Source organism: Mycobacterium sp. 2YAF39 (assembly GCF_052114565.1).
Taxonomy (GTDB): Bacteria; Actinomycetota; Actinomycetes; order Mycobacteriales; family Mycobacteriaceae; genus Mycobacterium.
The window spans coordinates 108,103-129,947 of the sequence record NZ_JBFREZ010000001.1; the positions used below are offsets into that span (position 1 = coordinate 108,103).

Annotated in this window: 18 protein-coding genes; 9 read left to right on the top strand and 9 right to left on the bottom strand. The window is 61.9% G+C overall.

Features of this window, described 5'->3' with window-relative positions; genetic code table 11:
- Positions 1-9: 9 nt before the first annotated feature.
- On the top strand, positions 10-969 hold the full coding sequence (locus AB4Z42_RS00520; RefSeq protein WP_442007175.1) for an NAD-dependent epimerase/dehydratase family protein: 960 nt from the start codon (positions 10-12) through the stop codon (positions 967-969).
- An 11-nt stretch (positions 970-980) separates the two neighbouring features.
- Here AB4Z42_RS00520 and AB4Z42_RS00525 read toward each other — a convergent pair whose 3' ends face one another.
- The 4 genes from AB4Z42_RS00525 to AB4Z42_RS00540 all read right to left on the bottom strand — a co-directional run bounded on the left by AB4Z42_RS00525 (position 981) and on the right by AB4Z42_RS00540 (position 5,805).
- Positions 981-1,736 (bottom strand): hypothetical protein, encoded by a 756-nt coding sequence (locus AB4Z42_RS00525; protein ID WP_442007176.1) that lies wholly within the window; start codon positions 1,734-1,736, stop codon positions 981-983.
- 2 nt (positions 1,737-1,738) lie between these two features.
- A complete protein-coding gene (locus AB4Z42_RS00530; protein ID WP_442007177.1) occupies positions 1,739-3,112 on the bottom strand; it encodes a glycosyltransferase family 39 protein in 1,374 nt (457 codons plus the stop codon).
- A gap of 120 nt (positions 3,113-3,232) precedes the next feature.
- Positions 3,233-4,591 (bottom strand): alpha/beta hydrolase, encoded by a 1,359-nt coding sequence (locus AB4Z42_RS00535; RefSeq protein ID WP_442007178.1) that lies wholly within the window; start codon positions 4,589-4,591, stop codon positions 3,233-3,235.
- The gene (locus AB4Z42_RS00540) at positions 4,588-5,805 is read right to left on the bottom strand and encodes a lipase family protein (RefSeq protein ID WP_442007179.1); all 1,218 of its coding nucleotides are present in this window, start codon (positions 5,803-5,805) and stop codon (positions 4,588-4,590) included. Before AB4Z42_RS00540 ends, AB4Z42_RS00535 begins: the two co-directional genes overlap by 4 nt.
- Positions 5,806-6,184: 379 nt before the next feature.
- Here AB4Z42_RS00540 and AB4Z42_RS00545 point away from each other — a divergent pair, with 379 nt between their 5' ends.
- From AB4Z42_RS00545 to AB4Z42_RS00570, 6 genes are all read left to right on the top strand, one after another.
- A complete protein-coding gene (locus AB4Z42_RS00545) occupies positions 6,185-6,784 on the top strand; it encodes a hypothetical protein (protein ID WP_442007180.1) in 600 nt (199 codons plus the stop codon).
- A gap of 2 nt (positions 6,785-6,786) precedes the next feature.
- Entirely contained in the window at positions 6,787-8,166 is a 1,380-nt protein-coding gene (locus AB4Z42_RS00550) for a lipopolysaccharide biosynthesis protein (RefSeq protein ID WP_442008062.1), read from the top strand.
- 27 nt (positions 8,167-8,193) lie between these two features.
- Positions 8,194-9,528, top strand: a complete 1,335-nt coding sequence (locus AB4Z42_RS00555) for an O-antigen ligase family protein (RefSeq protein WP_442007181.1) — start codon at positions 8,194-8,196, stop codon at positions 9,526-9,528.
- The gene (locus tag AB4Z42_RS00560; RefSeq protein WP_442007182.1) at positions 9,525-10,601 is read left to right on the top strand and encodes a glycosyltransferase family 4 protein; all 1,077 of its coding nucleotides are present in this window, start codon (positions 9,525-9,527) and stop codon (positions 10,599-10,601) included. The genes AB4Z42_RS00555 and AB4Z42_RS00560 overlap by 4 nt, the downstream gene beginning before the upstream one ends.
- 21 nt (positions 10,602-10,622) lie before the next feature.
- Positions 10,623-11,399, top strand: a complete 777-nt coding sequence (locus tag AB4Z42_RS00565; RefSeq protein ID WP_442007183.1) for a glycosyltransferase family 2 protein — start codon at positions 10,623-10,625, stop codon at positions 11,397-11,399.
- 62 nt (positions 11,400-11,461) lie between these two features.
- A complete protein-coding gene (locus tag AB4Z42_RS00570) occupies positions 11,462-12,094 on the top strand; it encodes a hypothetical protein (RefSeq protein WP_442007184.1) in 633 nt (210 codons plus the stop codon).
- Positions 12,095-12,105: 11 nt separating this feature from the next.
- Here AB4Z42_RS00570 and AB4Z42_RS00575 read toward each other — a convergent pair whose 3' ends face one another.
- The 4 genes from AB4Z42_RS00575 to AB4Z42_RS00590 form a co-directional block, all read right to left on the bottom strand.
- Positions 12,106-13,155: a cellulase family glycosylhydrolase gene (locus AB4Z42_RS00575; protein ID WP_442007185.1), complete on the bottom strand. Its 1,050-nt coding sequence runs from the start codon at positions 13,153-13,155 to the stop codon at positions 12,106-12,108.
- A complete protein-coding gene (locus AB4Z42_RS00580) occupies positions 13,152-14,255 on the bottom strand; it encodes a glycosyltransferase (protein WP_442007186.1) in 1,104 nt (367 codons plus the stop codon). The genes AB4Z42_RS00575 and AB4Z42_RS00580 overlap by 4 nt, the downstream gene beginning before the upstream one ends.
- A 65-nt stretch (positions 14,256-14,320) precedes the next feature.
- Positions 14,321-15,052 (bottom strand): FkbM family methyltransferase, encoded by a 732-nt coding sequence (locus tag AB4Z42_RS00585; RefSeq protein WP_442007187.1) that lies wholly within the window; start codon positions 15,050-15,052, stop codon positions 14,321-14,323.
- Positions 15,053-15,352: 300 nt separating this feature from the next.
- Positions 15,353-16,240, bottom strand: a complete 888-nt coding sequence (locus AB4Z42_RS00590) for a methyltransferase domain-containing protein (protein ID WP_442007188.1) — start codon at positions 16,238-16,240, stop codon at positions 15,353-15,355.
- 260 nt (positions 16,241-16,500) lie between these two features.
- Between AB4Z42_RS00590 and AB4Z42_RS00595 the strand changes: the two genes are divergently transcribed.
- Together AB4Z42_RS00595 and AB4Z42_RS00600 are read left to right on the top strand one after the other, a co-directional pair.
- On the top strand, positions 16,501-18,489 hold the full coding sequence (locus AB4Z42_RS00595; protein ID WP_442007189.1) for a hypothetical protein: 1,989 nt from the start codon (positions 16,501-16,503) through the stop codon (positions 18,487-18,489).
- Positions 18,490-18,504: 15 nt separating this feature from the next.
- On the top strand, positions 18,505-20,172 hold the full coding sequence (locus AB4Z42_RS00600; RefSeq protein ID WP_442007190.1) for a hypothetical protein: 1,668 nt from the start codon (positions 18,505-18,507) through the stop codon (positions 20,170-20,172).
- A 15-nt stretch (positions 20,173-20,187) separates the two neighbouring features.
- On the opposite strand, the gene AB4Z42_RS00605 is transcribed toward AB4Z42_RS00600, so the two are convergent.
- Positions 20,188-21,843 (bottom strand): ArnT family glycosyltransferase, encoded by a 1,656-nt coding sequence (locus AB4Z42_RS00605; RefSeq protein ID WP_442007191.1) that lies wholly within the window; start codon positions 21,841-21,843, stop codon positions 20,188-20,190.
- Positions 21,844-21,845 lie beyond the last annotated feature (2 nt).

Consider the following 21,845-nt stretch of genomic DNA (forward strand, 5'->3'; position numbering starts at 1 on the left):
GGTATACACATGCGCATCGTGGTAACCGGTGGTGCGGGTTTTGTCGGCAAGGAATTGGTGCTGCTACTCCGTGAGAATCACGAAGTCCTGGTGGCCGACATGTTGCGCTACGGCATGCCAAGCTGGCTCGAGGATTTGAGCGAGGCCGACGGCTCCGGCTTCTGTCGTGTCGACATCCGTGACGCCGCCGCCGTCCGTGCGGTCATGGAAGATTTCCGGCCCGACACCGTCGTGCACTTGGCGGCCATCCATTACATCCCGGAATGCGACGCCGATCCGGCAAATGCGGTTGCCACGAACGTCACTGGTACGGTGAATCTGCTGGCGGCACTGGCGCCCGGTACACGTTTTGTTTTCGCCAGCAGCGGTGCGGTATACAGGCCGGACGAGGCGCCGCACCGCGAGCTCGAGTCGGCGCTCGAACCCGCCGATATCTACGGCATCACCAAACTGCAGGGTGAAACCTACGTCCGCGCCTTCGCTGCTGACCGTGGAGTATCGGCCGCTATCATTCGGCTCTTCAACGTGATTGGCCCCGGTGAGACCAACCCTCACCTGCTACCCGCAATCGTCGCCCAACTGCGCGGCGGCGCCACGTCGATCGACCTCGGTAACATCTGGCCGAAGCGAGATTACATCGATGTGCTGGACGCGGCCAGAGGATTCGCTGTCGCCGCGCTGAACAAGAACCCCGCGGATGCCGACTGCGAGACGGTGAATCTCGCTAGCGGACAACAGTATTCGGTAGACGACATCCTGGGGCGCATGCGGTCCGTGCTGGGGTTGGAGTTCGAAGTCCGGCAAGATCCGAAGCGGATGAGGGCAGTGGATCGGCCCTTCCTCGGCGCCGACATCTCCCGTATCAGAGACGCTTTCGGTTGGAATCCGCAGAACGAGCTCGACTCCACGCTGCAGCGGACATGGGAGGCGCGCGATTCCCTGCCGGACCTGGAGGGCCGGCTGACCTAGGCGCGAGGTGATTACGCCCGCCCTTTCAACGCGTCTCGCAACGCGAACGCAGCACGAAGCGGCTTGCTTTCTGAGCGTGGTGGAAGTCCGTAGTGGAGGACGATGTTCGCCCGCCACACACCGACGGGCCAGGGGAGCGCGCAGTGCATCGTTCGATGCCCCCACATGATGAGCGCCTCGCCGGGGACCAACGGATATGTGTATTTATCGCGAGCCTTCTCGAAATGTTTGGTAGCCGCGGGATACGGATCCTTACCGAATTGAATTCTTTCCTGAACAGTCGAAAGCACGGAGCGGCGATTGGGACGCATCGGCGGAAGGGCCGCGAAGTGCCCGCTGTCGTCACCCGGCACGATTATCGGGATCAATGCCGTGATCGTGTTGGCATCGAAGTGCCAAAGGTAGGGGATGACCCCGGTGGAACCATCGTGTATCCGGAGTACGCGACGATCATAGGTTCCTTGCCCCGCAGGCCCGGATGAGGACGTATTCGCCAGCGTTGCGAGCAGTGATTCCATGTCGGGGTTCTCGGCAAGGCTGCGGGCCGTCGGGCATTCCCAGGCGTCGAGATCAAACAGATCGTGATCCCCGGGCCCGTGACGTTCGATGTATGCCTCGATCTCTTCGCGGGCGGTGGCGATCCAACCGGGTGAGATTGCTCCGCGGAGCGTCGTAACGCCTCGATCTTGCAGATCCTGCGCCATCTGCGATATCTGGGCCGCACCCACTGAAAGCTTGTCGTCGTCGCGATCCGAATAAGCAGTCATAGTCACACGAGCGTATCGTCTGGAGCCCGTCCGTTCGGCGGCGTTTTAGCGAGAAGACGACCCTGGTTCTTTGCCATGAGCCAGATCCAGAGGCCCTCGGCTCCGATGCCGGCCAGAATGAAGACAAACGGTTCGATGTGCATTCGATATCGCGCATGCACGGCGGTGACGGCGTACGCGATGGTTAACAATCCGAGCGCTGCCGCGTAGATGCAGGCTGCTGCCGTGCAAATCGAGCGGCGTCGTCGAAAGGCGATGACGAACCCGATACCAGCGAGAATATTCACAACGAGCCACGGCAGAAGGTATGCGGGTCGGAGAGTGATCTCCCGGTCTGTCCAGTCGAAAGCCCAAAGCAAGAGCACCTTGTTGGCGGTCAGCGTTGCAAGGCGTCCTATCGATGCGTTCTTGAGATCGCTCTCGAATGCTTTCGCATAGGTGTCCTGAACGTGCGTCTCGTATCGGTCATCGTGGCGGACCGACCCTTGGCTGGCGCTCAGGCGCTGACCTTCGGGGTTGTCCATGTCTTCCGACAGGTTCCCGGAGCCATTGGTGTAGGTGTTGTATCCCTTCCAGAGGTTGTAGCCAGAACTCTGCGCAGTCGGAATGAACTGCCCGAACTGCTGATAATTGCGCACCGTCCATGGCATGACTAACAAGATCATCGCCAAGGCGCCGGCCACGCCGACCTTCAGAACGATTGTCGGCTTTCGTCGCCACGCCGCCCCCAATGCGAGCAGCAGAGGCCCGATTGCAAGCATCTCCGAACGGTTGAGAGCGGCCAGACCGCACGCCAATCCGCCAATTGCTCCGTAGAACCACAGGCGCGGCGTCGTCGTCAGCTTGACAGCGACCGCTGTCACGACCAGAAGGAGCAGCACCGCCCAGTTCGTCTGGTGATAGGTGGCTGTCACCATCACAAACGTCGGGTAAACCGCAAGGATCATCGCCGCCGCGAATGCCGCCCATTTCGAAGGCCACAGCTTGAGGCTGAGGTGGAATACCAATGCGACACAACCAAGCGCGGCAGCAATGTTGATGACCAGCCAACTTGCGCGAGCGACTGTTCCATTTCCGAAGAGTTCGAATAAGCCGAGCCAGAGATAACTCAGCACAGGCGGCATATAAGCCGACGGATAACTAGCGCCACTTTGCGATTGAGAAGACCCTGGGTAAAACAGGCAAAGATCGCCGCCGTGTTGTAGAGCGCAAGCGGCCTGTTGGCCGTATTCCCAAAGATTTGCCCCCATCGAGACGTCACCCTTGAGGAGCACAGCGGCGACACGGACGATCAACGCCGCCATGACGGCTACCGAAAGCAACGCACGCTTGGAGGGGTCAAAGGCAGCGGGCTGTACGAGGGATTCAGTGCCCATGGTGGGGTCTCGCTGTCACGACGCGAAGTTTCACCGTCACCAGGTAATCGTCGCAGGCGCGCCGCGCTCCATGCTGGCATTCGCGGATCGGGGCGACATTTCACCAGATGGGAGGCATGCCTAGCTGTTAGGCGAACCCGGCAGCGGAATCGCAGGCACACCCGGCGTGCCGAGCCATCCGGACAGCCATGGCAGCGCCGCGGCGAAAATCTTGGCCGCGCCGGCGAAATCGTGTGATGAGGGGGTGCCGACGACCGCACACTCAATACCCTGGCTGCCCATCAAAGAGCACAACGAGTTGGCGATGACCACATGGTCCTCGGAGTTCGCGTCCCAACCGGACAGCACTGCTGGATCGAGGGTTTCGTTGCCGTCGCGGTACACCGTTGGCGTGTCCGTCGAAACGGCCAACCACGCGGCCATCCCGGAGTAGCGACCGTGCCGCGTGATGATGGTTTTCGGGTCAAACGCCGCCCAGGCGGCCTCGTCGCCTCCGAACAGCCGGGCCAGGGTCTGCTTGCGCGAACCCGCATTCGGGCCGAGCTGGCCGTCGATGTCGAGGATCGCGCTGAACAGCTCGGGGTGCAGCACGCCCAGCATCACTGCGCAGGTACCACCGGCAGACCAGCCGCCGAGACCCCAGTTGGCTGGATCGGAACTCACACCGAAGTTCGCAATCACAAAGGGCACAACATCTTTGATGAGGTGGTCGGCGGCATTACCGCGGGGGCCATTGACGCATTCGGTGTCATTGCTGAACTTGCCGCCGGTGTCGGGGAACACCATCACCGGAGCATTGCCGTTGTGTGCCGCGGTGAACTTGTCAAGTACGTCGAGCGCGTTGGCCGACAAAAGCCAGTCGAAGGGATATCCGAACTCACCGTTGAACATCATCACCGCGGGCAGCTTCGGCGGTGGATTCGTCGTGAACCAAACTGGCGGCAGATATACCAACTCCGGCCGGTGCAGAAATCCCGACGCCGTGTCGGGAGTCGTTATCCGCACGACGACCCCTTGCGTTGGCCTTTCGCCGCGGCGTTGCATATCCGCCAGCGTCGATTGATCCACCCAGCGCTCCGGCTCGACTCCGCGGACCCGATCCCATGCCGATTGCACCGTGGGGACGTAGGCCACCCAGATATTCACCGCCAGAGCCGCGCAGAGAAGGCATAGCGGTACGGCAAGCAGCGATGCGACGCGCTGCCACCAGCCGATGTCTCGCCAACCAACGATCGCGACGACAGCCGCCACGCCCGTCAAAGCAATCCACAACCACACAATGACCGGCGCGCGATCCTGCGACCACCCCTGGTCGTGGATGTACCAGTAGGTCAGCGCTGTTAGCGCTGCACCGATCACCGCGGCGACTGGCACCCATACGAGACGCCACCGCCGAGTGCGCCAGCCGATCGCCGCCAGTAACACGCAGGCGGCGAGAATTTGCACCGTGATCGGCACCCAGCCGTGCGTCAGGCTCACGGCGTACCGCCCGGGCAATCATTTGGAGCGGGCACGGCATTCGCGCGTTGGCTCATCCAGTCCAGGGCCTCGGTCATGTCGAGTGGGTCGGTGGCATCGTCGGGTAACCGCCGGATTTGGATGACGTCACCCATCTTGCAGGCGCGGTCCAGTGCCTGCTCGGTCCAGGCCGGCGGAATGAGTGGATCGTTGGCGCCATAGATCACCAGCATCGGGGCACTGGTCGGCCCTTGCGGGAGACTGGCCTTCTGCAGATAACCGCGAAGCTCAGCGGCAGCTATGGGATTGTGGGGGCGAAGATCGTCGGGCCCGATTCGATCACCCAGCGCGACGCGTTGTTCGGGTGTCTGGCCCTGACACTGCAGCAGGGCATCCCATTGCTGCTGAGCCGCTCCGCTACGGAAGTCGTCGAGCTTGAAATCGGTGCCGTAGGTGCTCTTCAACGCAGCGAGGAACGCCTGCAAATCGAGTCGCTGCTCGGGGTTCAGGGTGCCTGTCTCCGCGCCGTCAGCGAGACCGTTGATGTCGGCGGCAGGGGAGACTGCGACCGTGCCGAGCAACGTAAGCCCCTGGCCGTGATTCTCGTCGAGTTCGTTGGCGGCCCACGCCGCCTGGCCACCTTGGCCGATTCCGAATGCGAACCAATGATCCGACGCCTTGGTGAGGGTGCGGGCCGCGCGCACCGAGTCGATCAGGTTGTAGCCGGCCGTCGTGGAATCCAGAAAGGGGTGGTAGCTGGGGAAATTGGCGTCGCGGGCCTCGTCAACATTCGCCAGCCCCTGGTAGTCGGACATGACCACCGCGTAACCGGCCTGCAGCAACTGTTGCACGGTCGCAGCCGAGTTCACCTGGGTCGGTGCCAGCGAAGGGCCGCAGCCGGGAAGGGTCCCGGTCACGGTGTGGCCGAACGCCACCACCGGCCAGCCGCCGTCGGGGAGTTGGCCGTTCGGAACAAACAGCATGCCGCCGACGTGAGTGGTGCCGTCGTTGATTCCCGACCGCGACACATACGCGAAGCGCTGGGCGGAAGCGATCGGAGCGAGCAGCGGATCGATATCGGCCACGACCTCCGCCGTGAGGACGTCGCCGAAGTTCTGCGGGAGGGCGGCTGTCGACTTTGTCGAAGTTGTCGTCGTCGGCGCGGGACTACCGCAACCGGCCCCGGCGAGAACAGCGAACAGGATTACTGCCACCGCCGCCTTGGCTCGTCTCATGACGGTCAACCTACGTTGACAAGGTCAATGTGTCGGCGGTTCCGGTATTTGGTGCAATTCGCCGTCTATTTGCCTCTCTGCAAGAATTCGAGCGGCCTAAAGCACGAGCCAATCCGTTATTGGCGCGGTTCGTCGGAGCGGTGGTGAATTTGCGGTAATCTCGTGGTGTCCTCGAGACCTTTGCCCCACAGGTGCTCGGCCTTGAGGAGTGATCAATGCATTCCAGTGAACCGTCCGTGCAGCGCGGGTCTGAAGACGCGAAGGGTAAGGGGTGATGGGGCATCCCGAAACTGTCGGCAACCACCGCTCGCGACGGTGGTGGTGGCTGGTCATCCCCATCTGTGGGGCGCTTGGTCTAGCCGCAGGAATCCTGTGGACCATGTCCTCAACGCCGACCTACACCGCGACCGCATCTGGGTTCGTCGCTTTCACTCCACAGAATCCCGGCGATCCCGCGAACGAGAATCCATATGCAAGCGGCTCGTTTATCGTCCAGCGGATTTCGACCTACGCCGCCCTAGCGACCTCGACCGAGGTCCTGCAGGGAGTGGTTGCCGACACCCACCAAGGCACAGTTGAACAGCTACGTGGGCAGGTTCGCGCTTCCGTCGTTCCCGGCAGCGTGATCGTGCAGGTGGCCGCCGAAGATGCCAACCCCCGTGCTGCTGCCCAGATCGCCAGTTCTGTGTTCGTCAACCTCGGGCGGACCGTTACTTCGGTCGAGCGGGGAGGCGCCGGCTTCATCGCGCTGGATGGCGCACCGCCGCAGCCGGCATCCCCCGTGCAGATCGTGCTGATTCAGCCTGCAATCGTGGGTCCGCCTGGTCCTCGTTGGTACGCGGCCCTGGGCGGATTGATCGCCGGATTGATCGTCGGCACCGCGGTGTGCATCTACTACATGACTCGATCTCGACGCGGATCGTCGAGGCCGGGATCGAATGTTCCCGCCGACGCAGATACGGATTCGTACTCGCGGTGACGATGGACGCCGCGGCCACGAAGCTGTTCATCAATTCAGATCGGAGTAGCGCCACCGGCGGATCGCGGTCGATCGGACGGCTGCTGCTGGTATCGGGTGGCGCACGGCTGATCGTCCTGCCTGTCACCGCGCTCGCGCAGGTGCTGGTCGCGCGGATAATCACCTCGGCGGTCGGAATCGAACAATTCGGCGTGGTGATGTTGGTCGCCACACTCAGCATGCCGTTGGCTCAGGCGGCCGACCTGGGTGCGGGGCCGGCGGTTTCCACGGCGCGCGCTCAGGTGGATGAGTCAGGTGAAGAGCAGTTCCGGCGCACGATGTTGACTGCGATGCGCGCGACATTGCTTTCGGCGGCTGTGCTGTGCCTGGCCGCGGTCGTGTTGGCTCTGCTCAATGCGTGGCCCAGCTTGCTCGGTGTTCACGGGGTTCAGTTCGGCAGAGGTCTCGACGTCGCTGCCGCGCTGACGCTGGTGACCTTCGCTATAGGGATACCGTTCTCATTGGGCGCGAACGTCCTGCGGGGCAGCGGGCGGATGCACCAGGCCACCGTGCTGGCTGCGGTGTCGGCACCGGTTTCGCTTGCTCTGACCGTAGGGCTTTATCTACTGCACGCGCCGACGCTCGCCTACGCTCTCGCAATCCCGATCGGTGGGTTGGTGAGCCTCATGTGCGGTGCGCTCGCGGTGCGAAGGACAGATGCCGGCTTCGTCAAAGGTCTGCTATCGCAGGTATTTCGGCGTGACCGGTTCCCCGGTATGCCGATATGGGCCACGGCGGCGCCGTGGATTGTGGTGCAGCTGGGTCTGCCTCTCGCGCTGTACTCCGACCGTATTGTGCTGTCTCACCGCGTCGATCTCACCAGCCTGTCGAACTACTCCTATGCTGCTCAGCTGTACCTACCGTTGGAGTCGGTTGTCGTCGTCGCGGCGCTTGCACTGTGGCCTCACTTCGCCGTTGAGAAGCAGACAACGGCCACCCGCCGCAAGACCTGGCTGACCAGTCTGGCGATCCTCGGTGCTGCGGGCGTCATCGCCGCAATCGGATTTGTCCTGCTGTCTCCCTTCGTCATTGGATGGATGAGCACCGGAGCTGCGACGCCGCCGACGTCGTTGTTGGCCGCGTTCGGCCTCCTCCTCGTTGTGCAATCACTGCATGTCTCGCAGGGCATAATGCTGATTACGCCGAAAGGGCTTCGTTTTCAGGCCGTTTGCGTTGTTGCACTCGTCGTTACGAACCTCCCGCTGTCCTGGGTTCTTGCCCCGATATTGGGACCGGCAGGCCCAGTGTTGGCTTCGGCGTTGACGGTCGCGGTGTGCCAGCTGATACCGGGGTTGATAGTGGCGAATCGCATCACCTCAACACCAGCGACGGAGTTGAGTTGACCGATGGTCAATTCGTTGACTTCCAGCATGATCGTTGCGGTAACCGTTGTCGTGTTTCTGGTGTTTTTGAACGCGATGCGCAAGGTGCTGCAGCGCGGCGAGTGGTCGAGGACTGCCACGCTGGCCGCGGTGATCGCCGCGTGCACCCAGATCTCCGTCGATGTCGTGGTCACCTATCTCGGCGCGTGGATCAAGACGGAAGGCGTCTCCGCCGATGAGGCGCCCTGGGTGTTGCCACCGCAGTGGCACCAGGCCTGGCGAGGGTTGTCCCTGCTCCTAGGTTTGATAGCCGCGGCCGTCTTCTATATGCGTTCCAGACGCGGTGGTGTGCCGGTAGACGTTCCTGCGGCCTTGCTCGCCGTCGTGGTGCTTGTATCGTTCCTTTCGTCGCTTCTACACGGCGAGAACCCATTTCGTCCGGTGTCGTTGGTGTACTTGGCGCTGATGATTGCCTGCACAGTGGCTCCGCGCGGGCTTGGCATACATGTCGGCATCGGCGCATTCTGTGTCTTCGTCGCGCTCGCCAGCGGATTCACCTTTCTCCCGTTCGTACCCGACCGCGACTTCGGGGTTCTGCCGTGCAGCGCGGATAAGTGCGGCATCCTCGGCTTCGTCTACGGTGGAATTCACGGCAACGAGAACGCCTTCGCGATGCTCCTCACGCTTGGAATGCCGTTCGTATACATCGCTTTTCGTTCGTGGGAAGGTCTGCCTCTGTGCGCCTACCTGCTCGCGATGATCCTGATGACCGGCAGTCGTTCGAGCTCCATCGCGGCTGTGATCACGTTCGTCGCCCTGATGGCGCTTCGTCCGGATATCAGGCGGCCCACCGCCGCGCCGATTCGCACGCGGCTGATGTACCTCGGGCTGGCTGTGCTCTTCGTCGTGGGAATGATTGTGCCGTTCACACAGCTGGACCCGACCGCCTTCACCGGCCGCGGCTATCTGTGGTCTTTGGCGCGACAAGCGCTGACGGATCCCGGCACCCTCTGGTACGGGACGGGTGTGTACGCCATGGAGAGCTTGCGAGACTCAGGACTGCTCGCGATAAATGCCTACTCGGTACACAACCAATGGCTGCAGGTGATGTTCTCGACCGGGCTCATCGGATTCGCGTTGTTCCTCGCGGCGCTGGCACTGCTGTTATGGAATGCCCGCGGTGCTTACAGCCTGGTGGTGGGCAGTGTCCTGGTTCCGGTGTTCGTGCTGTCGGTGAGCGAGCGGCCGTGGCTCATCGACAGCACCGACTGGGGGGTCTGGGCTGTGCCCGCTGTTCTTCTGTGCTTCCCGGCGATCCACGGCAGGAGAAAAGCCGCAGGCACACGGTCGGACCCTGTAACAGAGGAACGGGCGCTCCAATGACCGTCTGTGTCAACGGTAAGTGGCTGGCACAGTCGCCTTCTGGGACGCAGCGCTACGCCACGCAGGTAATGCGGAGTGTCAGCTCAACGCCGGCGGCAGCACAGATCACTCTCGTCCTACCCAAGGATGCGATCGCGCCTCCGTGGGCTTCGAACTTCGCGATCGTCCGCTCACGGTTCCGAGGCGTATTTTTCGAACAGATTGTGCTGCCCTGGCTGACGCGCGGCAAGCACCTCTATTCGTTGTGTGGGCCGGCGCCGGTGCTGAAACGAAATCAAACGCTGGTCATGCACGATGCAACACCGTTCCGGTTTCCTCATAACTTCCACCCTGCATTCGTCATTTGGTATCGCGTGATGTACGGCGTCCTATCGCGGACAGCCAAGCGGGTGGTGACGGTATCGCCTTTCAGCCGCGCTGAGCTGGCCTCAGTACTCGGTGTACCAGAGGCGCGCTTTGACGTGGCGCCATGCGGGGCCGATCATATTGAGTCGCAGCCACTTAACGGACCGGGCGAGCCGCTGCCGTTCGAGAGGGGTTCTTACGCCCTGATTGTCGGAAATCTTGCCCCGCACAAGAACGTCGCTCCGGTCATAGCTGCGCTTGGTGACGCAGGAGTGCCGGTCGCCGTGGTCGGGAGTGCCCAACACGTGCTCAAGACCGTGCAGTTGCAAGGCCGCAACAACGTCCGTCTACTCGGCCGCGTCGACGATCGGCAGTTGGAACAGCTCTATGCGGGCGCTGCGGTGCTCGTGGCGCCGTCGCGCTACGAGGGCTTTTGCATCCCGATCATCGAGGCAGGCGAGTTGGGCTGCCCCGCAGTGTTTGCCACTGGTTCCGCTATGACGGATACAGCCGGCGACGGCGGCATGTCGTTCGATCCCGATGACATGGGCGGGTGCGTCGAATTGGTCAAACGCATCATCGCCGAGCCCACACTGCGCGAGCAGCTCAGCGCCAACGCGCGCGCCAATGCCGAACGTTTCAGCTGGGCGTGCGCGGCGCATACGATCTTCGGGACGGGCCAGGTCTTTGGCGCCGACGTCCCACCCGCCGCCACCGGACGTGGCTGACCCAACCATGGAGGACACCGGGTGGACACACCGCTTTTTTCCATCGTGACGATTGCTTATCAGAATGCGGACGGACTTCGCGCGACGATCGACTCCGCGAAATCGCAGACATTCCGCGACTTTGAGCACATCGTCATCGACGCGGCATCCACCGATGGTTCCGCGGAGTGGTTGGCGGCCAACTTCGACGGCACGTGGGTGAGTGAGCCCGACCGGGGTCGCTATCACGGCATGAACAAGGGCGCGCAGATGGCTCGCGGCGAATACGTCTGGTTCATGCACTCCGGTGATCTGTTCGGCGACGCCGACGTGCTGACGCGTGTCGCCGCCGCGATCGAGAATGCGGGGCATCCCGACTGGCTCTATGGTCTGGCACGCGTGGTAGGGGCGAACAAGGAGCTTCACAGTGTGCTCGCGGTGGTCCCGTTCAGCATGTTCAACGTCGCGATCCTGGGGCGGTCGCTGCCGCACCAGGCGGCGGCGTTCAAGCGAGACTTCTTCTGGCGCCTTGGCGGTTATGACGAGAAGATGGCCGTCGCAGCCGATCTGCTGTTCATGGTGCGCGCCGGTGACTGCTCGCCTCCGCTGGTGATGGCGGACTTCGTGTGCAACTTCGACTACACCGGGATCAGCGCGACGCGTTCTTGGCGGGAGATCCATTGGGACGAGTATCAGATCCGGCGACAGAGCGGCGTTGTTGTCACCCGATCGCGGCTGATGGATAACGTTTTCGCGCTCTGCTACGCGCTGATCCAGCTCGCCGGCCTCTCGCTACGCGGGATGCTGGGGCGCAAGTGAGACCGACCGGTAAACTGCGACAGCGCAATGCCGCCGAGCGCGCGAAGACGGTAGGAGCAGCGATGGATGTCGCGGCAGTATGGAAAGCGATCGCAGGCAGGTGGCTGATCGTGGCAGGTGCGACGGTGGCTGCAGCGGCGCTCGCTGGAATCCTGACGATGCTGCAGCCGGAGGTGTACAGCGCTTCGGCAGAGGGTGTGGTTTCGGTCAGCAGCCCGCAGAGCAGACCGTCCTGGGCATTGGGCAATGGTGCGCAATACATCGCCGACCGGATGACAAGCTACGCCCAGCTCGGCACCACCACTCCGGTGCTCCTTCCGGTGTACGCGCGTCTGGATGTGCGCGACACATCGAATGTAACGATCGCTTCTGAACCGGTGCCCAATCAGGCGGTGCTGCGGATGACCGTGACGTGCAGCGATCCGGCCCAGGCAGCTCAGATCGCGGACGCCGCTTTGGAGGAGCTCGGAGCGACCATCACGCGAATCGAGAACGGCATCGTCGTCATCACCCAAGTGACACCGGCATCAATACCGTCGGCGCCGTCCAATCGGAACGTCATGTTGAATGCGGCAGTCGGCGCGGTGGCCGGGTTGCTGGTGGGGGCCTTCGGTGCGGTTGGCCTGCAAGTGTTGTCCGATCGCAGGGCCGGCCGGCGCAGGGTTGCGCTTGTCGATCAGGACACGCATCTTTGATCGAACGATTCCTATGACGAATCTTCGTGTTCGACGAGAGCCCTACCTGCCGGCTTCAAGCTGAAATCCCTGCGCACCACGCCGAAGTTCTCACCGTCGACAGCGGGATTGCTGCCACCGTCGCGCAGCTCGTAGACGATTAGCGGTCCGGCCCAAGGCCATTGCTGGACCAGCTCGCGAGCCTGCAGGATCGTGTCGGCCTGGTCCTTGTCGGAGACAGCGGTGGTTGCCGTTCCGGTGGGCGCACCGAACTCGGTGATCCACACCTTCTTGCCACCGTCCCCATGTTGTTCCATCAACTGATGCAGCGCAGGCACTTCATTGATCCCTCCGATCACCGCGACATTGGTTTGTGAGGGGAGCGCCGGAAAGGTATACGGATGGACGGCTATCGCATCAGCCAGCTGCGCGGTCCCGTTGGCGTACAGCTGCTTAACGAATGTCATCTGGGAGATCCGTAAGCCATCTGGTGTGTCGGTACCGCGGGTGAGGCCGCCGGTCATCAGGGTGGCGTTCGGGTCAACCGCGCGCACCGCTGCGGCCGTCGCCCGGAAGAGCTGCCCGTAATGGTTCGCGTCGGGGGCAGGCGCCCAGAAGAAGTCGCTGTTCGGTTCGTTCCAGACTTCCCAGGTGTGCACGCCCAACGGCGCATAACGCGCGGCGGTGGCTCGGGCGAACTCAGCGAAGTCCGACGTGTGAACCGGTGGATAGTCGCTTGTCGTTCCGGCCCCGCGTGCCCACTCGGGGGTATGGCTGAGGATGGCGACAACGTTCATCCGCCTTGCCGATGCCTCCTTGACGATCGCGTCGGAGTAAGTCCATGTGAACGCTCCTCGTTCGGGCTCGATCAGCGGCCAGAAGAAGTCCGCCCTCACCCAGGTCACGTTCATCTTCTCCATCAGGTCGAACTCGCGGGTAACGGTCGCCGGGTCCGCGTCGACAAGTCGCACCATCATGCCGATCTCGCTTGATTCGTCCTTACCCCGGAGCGAAACGCATACCGCGATCACGAGACCGAGGACTGCGATAAACGACAACGCCCACAAGAAGATTCGCTTCACCCGGCCTTTCCTCTCGAAGTCAGCTCCGTGACTAACTCAACGATGTTGGGCTGCTCGATCGTGGTCGGTTCGACGCGGTAGTCGCTGAGCGGACGGTTGAGTGCTTGCCGCAGCGCCTCGACGTTGTCGGGCTCGAATGTGGCATAACGTGCGCCGGCGACGTGGGCGGCTTCGATGAGCCCGGGACGCTCGGCGATCAGCACGGGCACACCCGCCCGGGCCGCCTCCACCACAATGATTCCGAATGGCTCAAGCCATACCGAGGGAACGACAAGGACGTCGATCGCGTCATAGAGCACCTGGGGATCGGACCACCCGAGCCACTGGACGTTGTCGTCCGTCTGGGCCATCAGGCGCTCGACGTAGCCGCGTTCACCTTCTCCGGCCACGAGCAGTGTCTTGTCAATGCCGTCGATCGCGGCCAAGAGGACTTCGACTCCTTTGGGTTCGCTCACTCGCCCGAGGTAGCCCACTACCTTTGGGACAACAGTCGAGATCGGCTGGGCGGTGGGCCGCAGATCCCCTGCAGCCTCGGTCGGGTATATGACGACTGCGTCTTCGACGCCTTGCAGTCCAAACCGCTGGTGCTCGGACAAAACAGCTCTCGATACGCCAACCAACTGTCCGCCGGGCCAGCGACGCTGCGCCACCTTGAGTCGTGGTCGGCATGCGGTGCATATGTCGGTGCACACCCCGCCGTGCCACAGTGTCGAAGAATTGCAGATCAAACCGTAGTCGTGCACCACATGAATCAGGGGGACTCCACGCTTGCCCGCGACGACCCACGGGGCATAGCCCCAGCCGCGCAGGTTGTGTGTGATGACGACGTCTGGCCGCAGTTCGTCGACAATCTTTTCCACCGCACGTCTGCTTGCGAGCGAAAAAGTGTCGATCGCATGCCACAGCACCCGCTGCGCGGCACTGCGATGCCCACCGTCGAACGGCCAGTAAATATTGTTGATCGGGTGACCGGGCTCGACTGGGTCGGCGTCGCGCGGCTTCAATCCGCAGGTGTGCACCGTGAAACCAGCCAGCTCAAGCTCGTCGGCGAAGGATCCGACGACTCGCTCCGCGCCGCCGTACTGCGCAGACGGTGGCATCGAGGAGAATTGCAGCACCACGGGAGAACGGGTCAAGTGCAGGCCGGTCGATCGGGCATTCCTGTTCAATCGTCCTCACGGAAGAACACGCCGTCGGCCTGTAGCAGTCGGCCCGTGCGATTATCCGTGACGCATGGCACCAAACCCGTCAGCGTGAAACCCATCGAATAGACGAGATCGAGCGCCTCACGTATCAGCATGTCGCCGCCGTACAAGCGGAGCAGGGACAGTTCGAGTTGCATGCCGACGCAACGATCACTCACCGTTGACTTGCCGCCGGCGAGCACAAGCTTCTCATAACCCTGCACGTCGATTTTGAGAAAAGCCACGTCGGTCGGCCGCAAAACCTCTGGGGCCATCGAATCAAGGCGGTATATCGGTACTTCCTCGGTGCCGACGTAATTGGCTTCTGGAAAGGCGCCTCGATGACTTTCCAGCATCGGTAAGACGGAACTGCTCTGACCCTCATTGCCCGCGATATTTACCGATATTGTGCCATCGTAATCACCTAGCGCACATTGTCGGCAATCCCAAAGCGGGTCGGCCAGTGCGGCAGTTCGTAAAACAGAAAATGGGCTAGATAAAGGTTCAAAGGAAATGATTCGGCCCTTGAAACCGGCCCCGCGAATTTGCGTGGAGTATTGTCCCATATTGGCGCCGACATCAAGGACGACGTCAACGTTATGTGATTCGAGTTGAGTCACCAGGCGGCGATTATCGTCCAATTCAGGGCGGTAGCGCGATACGTCGATGCCCGCGCGGCGCACCATCATACGAGCACTGTGCAATAGATCCACCACCGGACAATAACACGCGGTTGCTCACTCCACCAGGCAAAAAGTCCAGGCTTCCGCCGCCGCCTTGGATTCGCGAAATGCGTGAGCAACGCATCGGTCGTCGATGCACAACGATGGGCCATGGATATTGACGGTTGTGGGGAAACATGGCAAATGGCTTACATCGCTGCGCACGATCGGCATTTCCCGAGTGTGGGGGGTATTTATTTGCGCGATGCCATTCGCGAGGGAATGTCCGCTGAAGCCGTTGCGATTAAAGTAATGAATAGGAAACTTGACTGCACGAATGTCGCCGATGCCTCACACTTTGTCACTCACCGGCCTGCGCACGACGTACAGCACCGAACCGAGTGCGATGGCATGTCGTTCGAAGGTCTTGTCGCCGAAAGTGTTCCTGTCGAGGAGGGAAAGCTCTAAGCCGCTCTGCTGGATCCGTGAGCAAAGCGTGGACCGGTCGTAGAGCCGCACATGGTCGCCCTGGGCGAAGCGCCGCCACCGCTCTGCTTCATCGGTGACCGAGGGATCCTCGTCGAACCTGCCCTCAGGCATCACCGGGGTCATGATGATGCCGCTCCCGCCGGGTGCCAGGATCCGGTACAGCTCTTTGAGGGCGCGGCCGTCGTCCGAGACATGTTCGAGGATGTGCGAGCACATGAAAAAGTCGAACGAACCGTCGGCGTACATCGGCATATCGGTGATGTCGACGACGTCATCGACGCCGGCCATCATGAGATCTGCGGTGCGGTATCGGAGGTCGGCTCGGCTGCGCACGTATGCCGACAGAGTCGTCGACGGCGCGAACTCGAGCACTCGCCGGACGCCGTTCGGTTGCAGGAAGCGGTCGATGTAGAGCTTGTAGAGACGATCGCGATCGTTGGACCGGCACACCGGACATAGGTACCGGTCGTGGTTCAGGGTCTCGAAGTCACTGATGGGATACGGGAATCCGTACGCGACGAGCTGGCCGCCGATCCAACTCTCCCTGAAGCGAACCCAGCTCCCGCACAGGTTGCACTGCTGGGTGCCCACGTACCACGCGCGGCGGAGCAGCCGTCCGGGGCCCGTCTCCGAAACCAGGACGCGTCGAAGCGCCGGCGAGATGGACAACACTCTTTCAAGTGCGTTCATCGACGACCGCGGACCACCCGGGTCCTCGGCGCGGCCGCCGCTGATTTCCGGGTTGCTCACGCTGACATCTCGGGAAGGGTGGACACGAACGACATTTTGCTCCTCGTAATGGATGCGGGCACCAGGAGGCGCTCTGCGGCTGCCAGCCATCACGACGCCTTAGCGCGATCGTAACGGGGCGTCGTGCGTTTCCTTCCATGAGAGACAAAAACGTTAGGGTGTCTTTTCGGCGTCTTGCTGCCGCTGGCCGCCAATCGCCAGATTGATGTTCCTAATGGTGCCGCGCTAATAAAACGGGCGAAGTTTGATATGTTTCGCACGTGTTTGCACCCCGCTTTGGCGCACTTGTCGCGGTCATCGGAATGCTTTTTTGGATGGCGCCATCCGCTGCGGCTCAGCCGGTTAGCGATGTCGGCGCCCTCGTCGATTCTCCGACACTGTCGTTGGCCGATCTGGGGTCGAACGACATCACATTCAAGTTCTCGGGAAATTGGGACAACGTCGCCAGCACACTGACGGTTCCCGTGCCACAGGGGTTGGCTCCTGTGGCGCTTAACGCGACGATCGAGGTTCCGATCAGCCTCCGGTATGCCAGCCTGGCAGTAACACAGAACGGCCGCACGATCAGCCGGCTGGGGTTGCCGCTGGATGACCAGCGTCCGGTGGTAATTCCCCTGGCCGGAGCAGAGGTGGTCGGTAATTCGGTGACTGTCACGATGACGATGACGGTGATACCGATCGAGGAGTACTGCTGGAATCCCCTGGCTCCGGTACGGCTCGCCAACGGCTCGGTCACGTACAGCGGAGCGGAAGTCGCGCCGACGAATGTCGCCGAGTTTCTCCCGCCCGTCCTTCGTAAGCTCACCATCGCGCTGCCGCCCAAGCCGTCGAAGTCGGAGTCCGGCGCGGGGATTCAGCTGGCCGCCGCAATCGAGCGGCGCTATGGCTCGCAGAATCCTGAAGTGTTCGTTGTTCCGCTCGCTGATGCCACGTCCACCGTGCTCGGGCCGTCCACGCCGCTGGAACGGCAGATAATCATCAAAGATGGCCCAGCGAAGGGACTTTCGCTCCAGGCGAGCAGTACGGCTATGCCCGCATTGCTTGTCTCCGGGCCTGGTGATGAGCTCACCAACCAGGTGCGGTTGCTGGGGGATAGCTTGCTGCAATATGCACTGAGCTCCGACACGGTTGTCACAGGGCCGTTGCCCGACCCGCAGGAGTTTCTCGGCGATACCGCCACGCTCGCACAGCTGAATCAGTCCGGGTTGCATGCGGAGGGGCTGTTGCCTGAGGCGACAATCACCATCGACGCGACACGTTTCGGTCATCTGCTGAGCGGGATTCGAGTGCACCTCGTCGGTTCGTACACGCCTCTTCCCAATAATTTCGGCGGTCAAGTGACCGCCACGGTCGGTGGAGAGACGATCGACCGATGGCCGACTGAAGACAACGGCACAATTGACCGCTGGGTCGACATTCCGGACCAGCTGGTTACACGTGTCACCGGCCTCACAGTAGGAGTGAACGTGGCCGGGGATGCCGGATCGTGCGGCCACTTCGTTCCGATTGCCCTCAAAATCGACGACAACACCGAAATTCAGTCCAAAGATGCCAACTCGCCTGGCGTGCTCGGATTTACCGCGCTTCCACAGGCGCTTATGCCGAACATCCAAATCGGTATCGGGGACGACGCGTTCGGTGACACTGTGCGCGCGACCCAGATTATCCGCGGCCTCCAACACATGAGCGTGGTACCGCTGAACACCACCGTGACCAATCTCAAGCAGGCGATCGACAGCGACGACCCGGCGATTCTCATTTCTGCGGGCAGTTGGCCGGTACCGACGATCACGGCTCCCTTCGATACAGACAAGAACAACGTGACCGTCTGGGGCGTGGGCTCCGACAACAAGGCCGCCACGCTGACCCTCAATCCGACAACGCGTTTCGGTTCGCTGCAGACCGTATTCGATGGCCAAAGGCCGATTCTGATCGCAACATCCAACGAGGCACCCGACCAGCTCGACGACTTGCTGCGCTGGCTCTCCGCGAAAACAGACCGTTGGGACGCGTTGGCCGGCCAAGCGGTCGTCTCGACCCCGGGCAGCGAACCCATAACTGTTTCCAATCCCTCCGTAGGCGTCGCGGCCCTACCGGCATCGTCGACGTCTGGAACAAACAGCACGTGGATGTGGTGGCTCGCTGGCGGCTTGGTGGTGGCTGCCGTCGCGGCTGGGGTGACTGTGTTCCTGGTGGCTCGTCGCCGACGGGTGCAGCCCGAATCCCAGCCTTCAAAACATGGGAGCTGAACGGGGGCACTAAACGTGGCTCGTGGCACTCGATTTACGGACGCCCAGATCGCCACCCTGTTAACCGCAGCGCTGTTCGCGCTCTACCTTTGCACACTCTCCAGTACCTATTTCGGTGACGGCCTTCAGTTCGCCATGCTGATCGAGAATGGCGAGCTGGAAGCGTTATTGGCGCCCAACCACATAATGTATCCGCTGATCGGCCGAGGCTTTTACCACGCCTGGCAACTCGCTGGCTGGCATGGTGGCGCATTACTGCCGCTGCAGGTTCTCAGTGCGCTCGGAGGTGCTGTCTCCGGCGGAATGATGTACTTGGTCGGCGCAAGGGTCACCAACTCCCAGATTCTGTCCTTGTGGGTGGCGGTTATATCCGCGGTTTCGGCTGGAGTTTGGGTATATAGCACCGACTCCGAATCCGTCACTCTTCCACTCGCATTTGCGTTGTTCGTCCTATATGCCATCATCGCCGACCGCGATGCATCAAGGTTCGCTAGTCCGCTATTGCTCGGAGCGTTGGTTTTTGTTTCAGTCGCCGTCTATGAGACCGGGGTCCTGCTGGCGCTTCCGGTGCTGGTGGGATATTTGATGGCGACGCAGATGAACTGGCGGTCGCGCATTCGGCAATCGCTGTTGTTCGTGTTTGTCTCGGGCGGTTTGTCTCTTGTGTTGTACACGATGGTCGCCGTAATCATTGCCAAGGTCAGAACTCTGCAAGGGTTCCTCGACTGGCATTTCGCCCTGTCCTCGGTTGGCATATGGGGCAAGCCGTCGCTGTCGACACCGGTCAGGGCGGGAATCGCCATAGTCAAGAATCTCGGCGGGTATCCGGGTATGCAGGAGGAATCGTGGCCCTCGTGGCTTTCCGCAGCTTCGAGCGGTCAACGCGCCCTCATGGTGCTGTCCACCGTTGCCATATCTGCAGGATTCCTCTATTCGATCTTTCTCATATTGAGGCGAAGACAGTACATCTGGAATGACCATAGGCGAACTCTGGCGGTGTTTCTTGCGTGGGCTGCTGTCTATTCCGGATTCGCGCTGTATTGGGTGGCGTCAGACCCCTCATTCTGGATCCCCGCTCTTGTGCCGTGGTGGCTACTGATCGGCATGGCGGTTTCCGTGAAATCCGAACCGGATTTCACGCGGACGCAGTTGATACGTGGATTTGGGATCTTCGTGCTCGTCGCCGCGCTGGCCTTGTCATTCTCTGTCGTGCCGAGGATGCGCCCGAATTGTGCATACCAGGTCACTGAGAGCATTGGTGCCGCTACCGGTCCGGCGGACCTGGTGATAACGAGTGGCTGGGAAAGCTATTTCCTCACTATTCCGTACTTTGCGCACCGTAATACGATATCTGTCTATCACTGGATGCTGGACACCGCTGCAGACAGCCCGTGGGCACTTCTACCATCGGAGGGGCCCGTCCGAAACGGGCGCCGGAGTAAAGCTGATGTCTTGAATGAGATAGCAAAGCGCATCGACGGGGTTCGAGATCAAGGGGGAAAGGTGTTTCTAGTCGGAGTTCCCCCTGGCGAAAAGGATTGGAGCTTTGCTCACGCTATTGGCTTGGGCAAGGAGGACTTCTCATTCTTCACAACGCGTCCTGCGTGGACGGTGTGTGGGGAGCAGATTTTCGAAGTGTATGGAACTTCAGGACCTGTCAAGAACCTGCCGGCAGAGAATTAGCCTCGGCCCGCCGGTCTAGTCGCCGGATGGCGGGGCGGGTCGCCCCGTGGTCCGGTAGATGCGGAACCGCTCGTCGCCCGTGGCTCCGTAGACGGAGTGGACCAGTGTGCCGAGTCCGGCGCCGTCCGCCCACAGCGTCGGATACCGGATGTTCAAGGCGTCGGCGTTGGAGATCCCCGGATTGCTCGCGACGATGTATTGCACGCCGAAGTCCCACGGCCGGTTCAGCACGGTCGTGAAGTCGTAGTCGCTGGTGATGACGAACTGCTTCGGACGTTCGGACGCCAGCCAGATACCCCAGGTGTTGAAGGTGTCCATCAGGACCGAACCGTCGGGCAGATTCTTGCGGTCGAAGTACTGCGCCAGTGAGCGGTCATTGACCATCAACCGCCGGTACCACTGTTCAGACGGCGGGTAGTCCTCCGGGTAGATCAACGACTTCAGTCCGTATTGCAACTGCTGGTTGCCGATTCGTGGGTTGGACATCGCGATCACGGTGACGGGCAGTCCGATGGTCAGCGACGCGCACAACAGTCCCGCCCCGACCCGACTCGGGACACTGTCGGCCCGCCACCATTGCCGCGCGGCCCGCGCGGCCGTGGCGACGGGTTCCCAGCACGCCAACGCCACACAGATCACCAGCGGCACCGCGAGCAGATAGAAGCGGAACCAGCCGAACGTGGTCGACGAGTACTGGCCCCATGCGGCGAAAGCGAGGATCGGTCCGAACGTGAAGACCGGGACCAGTGCGTCGGCCTTCCTGCTCAGCACGGCCAGCACAACCGCACCCGCTGCCGCGAGCCCTACGAACGGCTGCATGCCGAGCATTCGTGCCGCGATCACCACCCAATCGTCGGACGCGGCTTTGACACTGGGGCCCGAGCGTTCCACCGCTGCGGCCACCTGGCTGCCGTTGCCGTACTGCGATGTGAGCGTGGCGAACGCCTCGCCGGATACCACCCAGCCGGTGAACGCCCATATGGAGAACGCCGCCATGAGAGGAAACAGCACGATGAGAACGCTCAGGACCGCCGAGCTCAAGCGGTTCGTGTTCTCGGAACGCCGGAACGCGACCACGGCGACCAACAGAGCCGCGCCGCAGGCGGCGGCCACGATCTCATAGCGAGCCAGGTAGCCGACGCCCAGTGCGGCCCCGGCCCAGGCCAAGTCGCCGACCCGCTTCTTGTTCACCCACTGCATCAGATGACGGGCACACCAAATGATGCAGAACACCTGCGCCGCTTCGCTCATTCCGGACGCGCCGTAGATGATGATCATCGGCTGCAGTGCAAAGCACACTATCGCCAGCCAGCGCCAGGCCGTGCCGACACCGCGGTCCAGTGCGATCCGCCGGATCATCAACGCCGCGCCTGCCATGAACACGGCACTCTGCGCGACGCCCGCGAGCCCGTGCGTCTTCAGTTCCGGAAACCATCTGCTCAATTCCAGCACGGGGATCTCGATGAGGCTGGGCAGCGGGTTCCAGACGAATCCGATCGCGGAAAGGTGAGGCTGGCGACTCAGGAGGACGTATCCGGCGTTCGCGACCCGGCTGGGCGCGTCAGGGTCGAACATGTTGTACCGGAGTATGAGCACCGCACCGACCGTGAAATACAGCGCGAAGAGAACGACGAAAAGAGCTACGCCCCAACGCTTTGCAGGTACGGTCATGG